This window comes from Cupriavidus sp. 01L46 (assembly GCF_056399905.1).
On record NZ_JBFTSF010000643.1, the window covers coordinates 1 to 936 of the forward strand.

Here is a 936-nt window from a genome sequence, read left to right on the forward strand (position 1 = left end):
GTACCGATGCCGGCGTCGGCATCGACGGGGTTAGTGGCGCGCGCGCCCGCCCGCCCAGGTCGGTAGCATAGCCGAGCAAGGCGACCCCGCCCAGGACCCGGTTGGCACCCGGGTCGGCCGGATATCGTGCGCGGCGCTGGCGGATATCATTCATGCGCGAGTGAACCTGGCCTTCGTTGCCGGCATCTCGAACTGATTTTTGGAGATTCGCCGAAGACAGCTTCCGCCATTGGTTTCGAAGTCCAGCACTGGGTAACCTTCAATCCGGCGCTCATAGACAGCGACATCGTGGATTGTTCCAGTGTTGACGTGTTGGACTTTGAAGGAATCCACTTGCTTTCTTTCAATCATAACGCCCTCGGTGCAATTTACTTGCAAGTCAGATGTTGTTTATGCCGCCCATACTGGGTTTCTCGCTACCGCCCCGGTGGTTCTCTCCAGGGACACTCAGGAAGACTAAGCAGATTTACAGGCTGGAGGCCATCGTTCTCCGTCTTGAGATATTTGTGACCATCGTGAAGAGCGACGATCACATAAGTGGAGTAACCACATTCATCGGTCACGTAAAAATTTAAGGTGCCGCTTTCAATCCCAGCGATGGCCGTAGCAAGACTTAATATCCAAGGGCGCCCGTCCCAATTTACACCGCCGATGCTGAGTATGCGCTCATGCACGCCCTGGCGATCGGCCCTTCTAATGCACCGGATGCGATGTCTGGCGGCCATAGTCGTTTCCCTTTCAATTGGACTGGGATCACTCCTCTTGTTACGCGCTTGCAGCAACGTGGTTGCTTTAGAAAATCACCTACCAACGTCCAGAGGGTCCGGTGGTCGGTTCATTTACGCTTCTCTTCAGCCGTGCAAGGCTATGTTCTTTGCCTCGGTCAGTACGAGCCTAAAAGTTGGGAACTGAGCCGTACGGACTCCTGCTGTTTAG

1 protein-coding gene is annotated in these 936 nt (G+C 55.1%); it reads right to left on the bottom strand.

Features of this window, described 5'->3' with window-relative positions; all coding sequences use genetic code 11:
• Window positions 1–416: 416 nt before the first annotated feature.
• On the bottom strand, window positions 417–725 hold the full coding sequence (locus AC1DS3_RS39065) for a DUF3892 domain-containing protein (protein WP_441639685.1): 309 nt from the start codon (window positions 723–725) through the stop codon (window positions 417–419).
• Window positions 726–936: the final 211 nt, after the last annotated feature.